This window comes from Agromyces sp. NPDC056965, from assembly GCF_042673425.1.
Taxonomy (GTDB): domain Bacteria; phylum Actinomycetota; class Actinomycetes; order Actinomycetales; family Microbacteriaceae; genus Agromyces.
In genome coordinates this window covers 1-5,205 of sequence record NZ_JBHURI010000146.1, presented here as the reverse complement: position 1 = coordinate 5,205, position 5,205 = coordinate 1, and the positions used below count along the sequence as shown (strand labels likewise).

Sequence of the window (5,205 nt, the reverse complement as noted above, 5' to 3'; positions counted from 1 at the left end):
GGGGCCCCCCGCCCCGGCGCCCCCGCTTCTGGTCGGCTCAGCGTGCCGCGAGCTCCTCGGCCACGAGGAACGCGAGCTCGAGGGACTGCATGTGGTTCAGCCGCGGGTCGCAGAGCGACTCGTAACGGGTGGCCAGCGTCTCTTCATCGATGTGCTCCGAACCGCCGAGGCACTCGGTGACGTCGTCGCCCGTGAGCTCGACGTGGATGCCGCCCGGGTGGGTGCCTGCATCGCGGTGCGCCTCGAAGAAGCCCTTGACCTCATCGACGACGTCGTCGAAACGCCGCGTCTTGTAGCCGTTGGGCGTCGTGATGCCGTTGCCGTGCATGGGATCGGTGACCCACAGGGGGTTGGCGTCGCTCGCCTTGATCGCCTCGAGCAGGGGCGGCAGCGCATCGCGGATCTTGCCGGCGCCCATGCGGGTGATGAAGGTGAGCCGGCCCGGCTCGCGCTCGGGGTCGAGCTTCTCGACCAGTTCGAGCATCGTCTCGGGCGTCGTCGTCGGGCCGAGCTTCACGCCGATCGGGTTTCGCACGCGCGAGAGGAAGTCGACGTGCGCGCCGTCGAGCTCACGGGTGCGCTCGCCGATCCAGATGAAGTGGCTCGACGTGTCGTACGGCGTGCCCGTGCGCGAGTCGATACGGGTCATCGGCCGCTCGTAGTCCATGAGCAGGCCCTCGTGACCCGTGTAGAACTCCGTGTGCTTGATCGCCTCGAAGTCGGCGCCGCAGGCCTCCATGAACTTGATCGCGCGGTCGATCTCGCGAGCCATGTTCTCGTAGCGGGCGTTCGCCGGGTTCGCCGCGAAGCCCTGGTTCCAGGAGTGCACCTGACGGAGGTCCGCGAACCCGCCCTGCGTGAACGCGCGGATGAGGTTCAGCGTCGACGCCGCCGTGTGGTAGCCCTTGATGAGTCGTGCGGGGTCGGCCGCACGCGACTCGGGGGTGAAGTCGTAGCCGTTCACGATGTCGCCGCGGTAGGCCGGCAGCGTGACGTCGCCGCGGGTCTCGGTGTCGCTCGAGCGGGGCTTGGCGAACTGGCCCGCCATGCGACCCATCTTCACGACCGGCATCGAGGCGCCGTAGGTGAGCACGACCGCCATCTGCAGCACCGTCTTCACACGGTTGCGGATCTGGTCGGCCGTGGCACCGGCGAAGGTCTCGGCGCAGTCGCCGCCCTGCAGCAGGAACGCCTCGCCGCGCGACGCGGCGGCCAGGCGGTCGCGCAGGATGTCGACCTCGCCGGCGAAGACGAGGGGCGGCAGGCTCGCGAGCTCAGCGGATGCCGCGTGCGCGGCTTCGACGTCGGGCCAGGTCGGCTGCTGCTTGATGGGGAGGGTGCGCCAATAGTCGAGGCCGGCAATCACGGAGGGATCTGCATTCACGACCGGCTCGACGAGCTGTACCACGGGGAACGTCCTGAGGGTTCGGGGCGCGCTTGGCGCCGAAAAGAGAAACGGCGACGCACGTCGCGTCCCCGCAGAACCGAGCCTATCGCGATTGCGAGGCGCGCTTCTCCTTCACCGAACTGGCGTAGACGTCGACGTATTCCTGGCCGCTCAGGCCGCGGAGATCGTAGACGAGCTCGTCCGTCACGGAACGCAACACGAACCGGTCGCCCTCGAGCCCCTCGAAGCGGCTGAAGTCGACGGGCTCGCCGAGGATGATGCCGATGCGCCGCACCTTGGGCAGCCGCGAGCCGATCGGCATGACGTGCTCGGTGCCGATCATCGCGACCGGGATCACGGGGACGCCCGCTTCGAGCACCATGCGTGCGACACCGGTGCGGCCTCGGTACAGCTTGCCGTCGGGGCTGCGGGTGCCCTCGGGATAGATGCCGAGGATCTTGCCCTCGCCGAGCACCCGGAGACCGGTCTCGAGCGATGCTTCTGACGCCTTGCCGCCCGAACGGTCGATCGGCAGCTGGCCGGCAGCCTGGAAGAAGACCTTCGTGGCCCAGCCCTTCAGCCCCTTGCCCGTGAAGTACTCGCTCTTGGCGAGGAAGACCACCGGACGGTCGACGATGAGCGGCAGGAAGATCGAGTCGATGAACGAGAGGTGGTTCGATGCGAGCACGACCGCGCCCTCTTTCGGCACGTTCTCGAGGCCGACGACCCACGGCCGGAAGATCGAGAGGAGGATCGGGCCGATCACGAGGTTCTTCATGATCCAGTAGAACAACGTGAACCTCCTTCCCTCTGCAGCACCGACTCAGCCTAGCGTCGTGCGGCTCAGGCGTGCTCGGCGACCCACACGCGGGCGAGGTCGGCCGCGCCGACCACACCGGCGTCGTTGACGAGTTCGGCGATCACGAAATCGGGCTCGGGGTGGTAGCCGCGGGCGGGCAGGTGCTCGAGATAGGCGGCGCGGATCGGCTCGAGCAGGAGCTCGCCGGCCACGGCGACGCCGCCGCCGAAGACGAAGCGCTGCGGATCGAGCACGGCGGAGAGGCTCGCGGCGGCCTGGCCGAGCCAGTGCCCGAGCTGCCGCAACGCCGCGATCGCGCCGGCGTCGCCCGAGGCGATCAGCTCGCCCACGAGTCGGCCGTCGAGCTCGCCGTGCTCGGCTCGCACGCGTGCGAGGCCCTGGCCGATGCCGCCGGCGTCGGCGATCTCGTTCGCCATGCGCAGCAGTGCCCGGCCGGAGCCGTACTGCTCGATGCATCCGCGCTGCCCGCACCCGCACGCGAGGCCGTCGGGAACGACGCGAAGGTGACCGAGCTCCGCCCCTGCTCCGAAGCCGCCTCGGAACAGGCGGTCACCGGCGACGATCGCGCCACCGACGCCGGTGCCGATCGTCAGCATGACCATGTCGCTCACGAGGCGCCCGGCGCCGAACCGGAACTCGGCCCAACCCGCCGCATTGGCATCGTTGTCGACGACGACGGTCGTACCGACGCGAGCCTCGAGCTTCTCGCGGAAGGGTTCGTTGCGCCAGTCGATGTTGGGCGCGTAGTACACGGTGGACTGGGCGGCATCGACGAAGCCCGCCGCCGCGACGCCGATCGCGACGATCTCGTCTTCTGCGCGAGCGCGGAGCGACTCGATCATCTGCACGACCGCATCCTCGAGGAGCGTCGCATCGCCCGCAGGCGTCGGGACGCGCTCGCTCGCGACGATGTTGCCGAGCTGGTCGACGATCGCGCCGGCGATCTTCGTTCCACCGATGTCGATACCGATCGCATGCACCGGAAGGCTGCCTTTCAGAAGGGGGACGAAGCGTGATGGAGCTGAGACCTGGGGCGGCCGTGAGCAACGACTAGAGTGTAATCGACCCCAATGCCGAGGTTCGCGCTGGTGCCCGAGCCGCGCGCAACCCTCCCGGTGCCGAAGGAGCTACCGTGATCGAATTCGCTACCCCACCCGTGGTCGCAGCTGACCCAGAAGCGAACACCACCGACCTGCTCGTCGACCGCGTCGCCGCGACACCCGACTCCGTGCTGTTCTCGCTTCCGACCGCCGACGGCGGCTGGTCGCCGGTCACCACCAAGGAGTTCTACGACCAGGTGATCGCCCTGGCGAAGGGTCTGGTCGCCGCCGGCATCCAGCCCGGCGACAAGATCGGGCTGATGTGCAAGACCCGGTACGAGTGGACGCTGATCGACTTCGCCACCTGGTTCGCGGGTGCGGTGCTCGTGCCGATCTACGAGACGAGCTCCCCCTCGCAGGTGCGGTGGAACCTGAGCGACTCGGGCGCCATCGCCGTCATCGTCGAGACCCCCGACCACTTCGCCCGGTTCGACGAGGTGCACCCCGACCTTCCCGCGATCCGCGGCGTCTGGCAGATCGACCTCGGCGACCTCGACAAGCTCGTCGCCGGCGGCACCGAAGTCACCGACGAAGAGATCGAGCGACGTCGCAACCTCGCCGTCGGCTCGGACATCGCGACGCTCATCTACACCTCCGGCTCGACCGGCAAGCCCAAGGGCTGCGTCCTGACGCACTCCAACTTCGTCGAGCTCTCCCGCAACGCCGCGGTCGCGCTCGACGAGGTCGTGCTCGACCCCAACGGCGCCTCGACGCTCCTCTTCATCACGACGGCGCACGTGTTCGCCCGCTTCATCGCGGTGCTCTCGGTCCACGCCGGCGTGCGCGTGGGCCACCAGGCCGACACCAAGCAGCTCCTGCCCTCGCTCGCGAGCTTCAAGCCGACCTTCCTCCTCGCAGTGCCGCGAGTGTTCGAGAAGGTCTACAACGCCTCAGAGCAGAAGGCGGAGGCCGGCGGCAAGGGCAAGATCTTCCGTGCGGCCGCCGAGACCGCCGTGGCGTACTCCATGGCGAAGGAAGCCGGCTCGGTGCCCCTCGGCCTCAAGCTCAAGTTCAAGGTGCTCGACACCCTCGTGCTGTCGAAGCTCCGCGCGGCCATGGGCGGCAACGTCAAGTACGCCGTCTCGGGCTCCGCGCCGCTCGGTCCGCGCCTCGGTCACTTCTACCACGCGCTCGGCATCACGATCCTCGAGGGCTACGGCCTCACGGAGTCGACGGCGCCCGCCACGGTGAACCTGCCGAGCAAGTCGAAGATCGGCACCGTCGGCCCGACGCTTCCGGGCGTCTCGGTCCGGCTCGCCGACGACGGCGAGGTCCAGATCAAGGGCATCGACGTCTTCAAGGAGTACTGGAAGAACCCCGAGGCGACGGCCGAGGCGTTCGACGGCGAATGGTTCAAGACGGGTGACCTCGGCTCCTTCGACGCCGACGGCTTCCTCACCATCACGGGTCGCAAGAAGGAGATCATCGTCACGGCCGGAGGCAAGAACGTCTCCCCCGCCGCGCTCGAAGACCCCATCCGCGCGAACCCGCTCGTCGGTCAGGTCGTCGTGGTCGGCGACAAGAAGCCGTTCATCTCGGCGCTCATCACGCTCGACCCCGAGATGCTCCCGGTGTGGCTCAACAACAACGGCGAAGACGCCGGCATGTCGGTCGACGAGGCCACGGTCAATCCCGCGGTCCTCGCCGAGGTGCAGCGGGCCATCGACGCGGCGAACGAGACGGTCTCGCGCGCGGAGTCGATCCGCAAGTTCACCATCCTCGCGACCGAGCTCACCGAAGCCAGCGGCCACCTGACGCCGAAGCTCAGCATCAAGCGCAACATCATCCTCGAGGACTTCAGCCCGAACATCGAGGCGATGTACTCCGGAGCGCCGGCGACCGAGGGCCACTCGATCGTGCACTGAGCAGTCCGAACATGACGAAGGCCCCGCGGATTC

The 5,205-nt window shown here is 68.5% G+C and carries 4 protein-coding genes; 1 reads left to right on the top strand and 3 read right to left on the bottom strand.

Going from position 1 to position 5,205, the window contains the following annotated elements; translation table 11 throughout:
* Nucleotides 1-37 precede the first annotated feature (37 nt).
* From ACFTQE_RS19925 to ACFTQE_RS19915, 3 genes are all read right to left on the bottom strand, one after another.
* On the bottom strand, nt 38-1,366 hold the full coding sequence (locus tag ACFTQE_RS19925; RefSeq protein WP_376926698.1) for a class II 3-deoxy-7-phosphoheptulonate synthase: 1,329 nt from the start codon (nt 1,364-1,366) through the stop codon (nt 38-40).
* A gap of 124 nt (nt 1,367-1,490) precedes the next feature.
* Nucleotides 1,491-2,180 carry a 1-acyl-sn-glycerol-3-phosphate acyltransferase gene (locus ACFTQE_RS19920; RefSeq protein ID WP_056008212.1) on the bottom strand — a complete coding sequence of 230 codons (690 nt, stop codon included), beginning with the start codon at nt 2,178-2,180 and terminating at the stop codon, nt 1,491-1,493.
* A 50-nt stretch (nt 2,181-2,230) separates the two neighbouring features.
* Nucleotides 2,231-3,187, bottom strand: a complete 957-nt coding sequence (locus tag ACFTQE_RS19915; RefSeq protein WP_376926697.1) for an ROK family glucokinase — start codon at nt 3,185-3,187, stop codon at nt 2,231-2,233.
* A gap of 152 nt (nt 3,188-3,339) precedes the next feature.
* Here ACFTQE_RS19915 and ACFTQE_RS19910 point away from each other — a divergent pair, with 152 nt between their 5' ends.
* Nucleotides 3,340-5,172 (top strand): AMP-dependent synthetase/ligase, encoded by a 1,833-nt coding sequence (locus ACFTQE_RS19910; RefSeq protein ID WP_376926696.1) that lies wholly within the window; start codon nt 3,340-3,342, stop codon nt 5,170-5,172.
* The last annotated feature ends 33 nt before the right edge of the window (nt 5,173-5,205 follow it).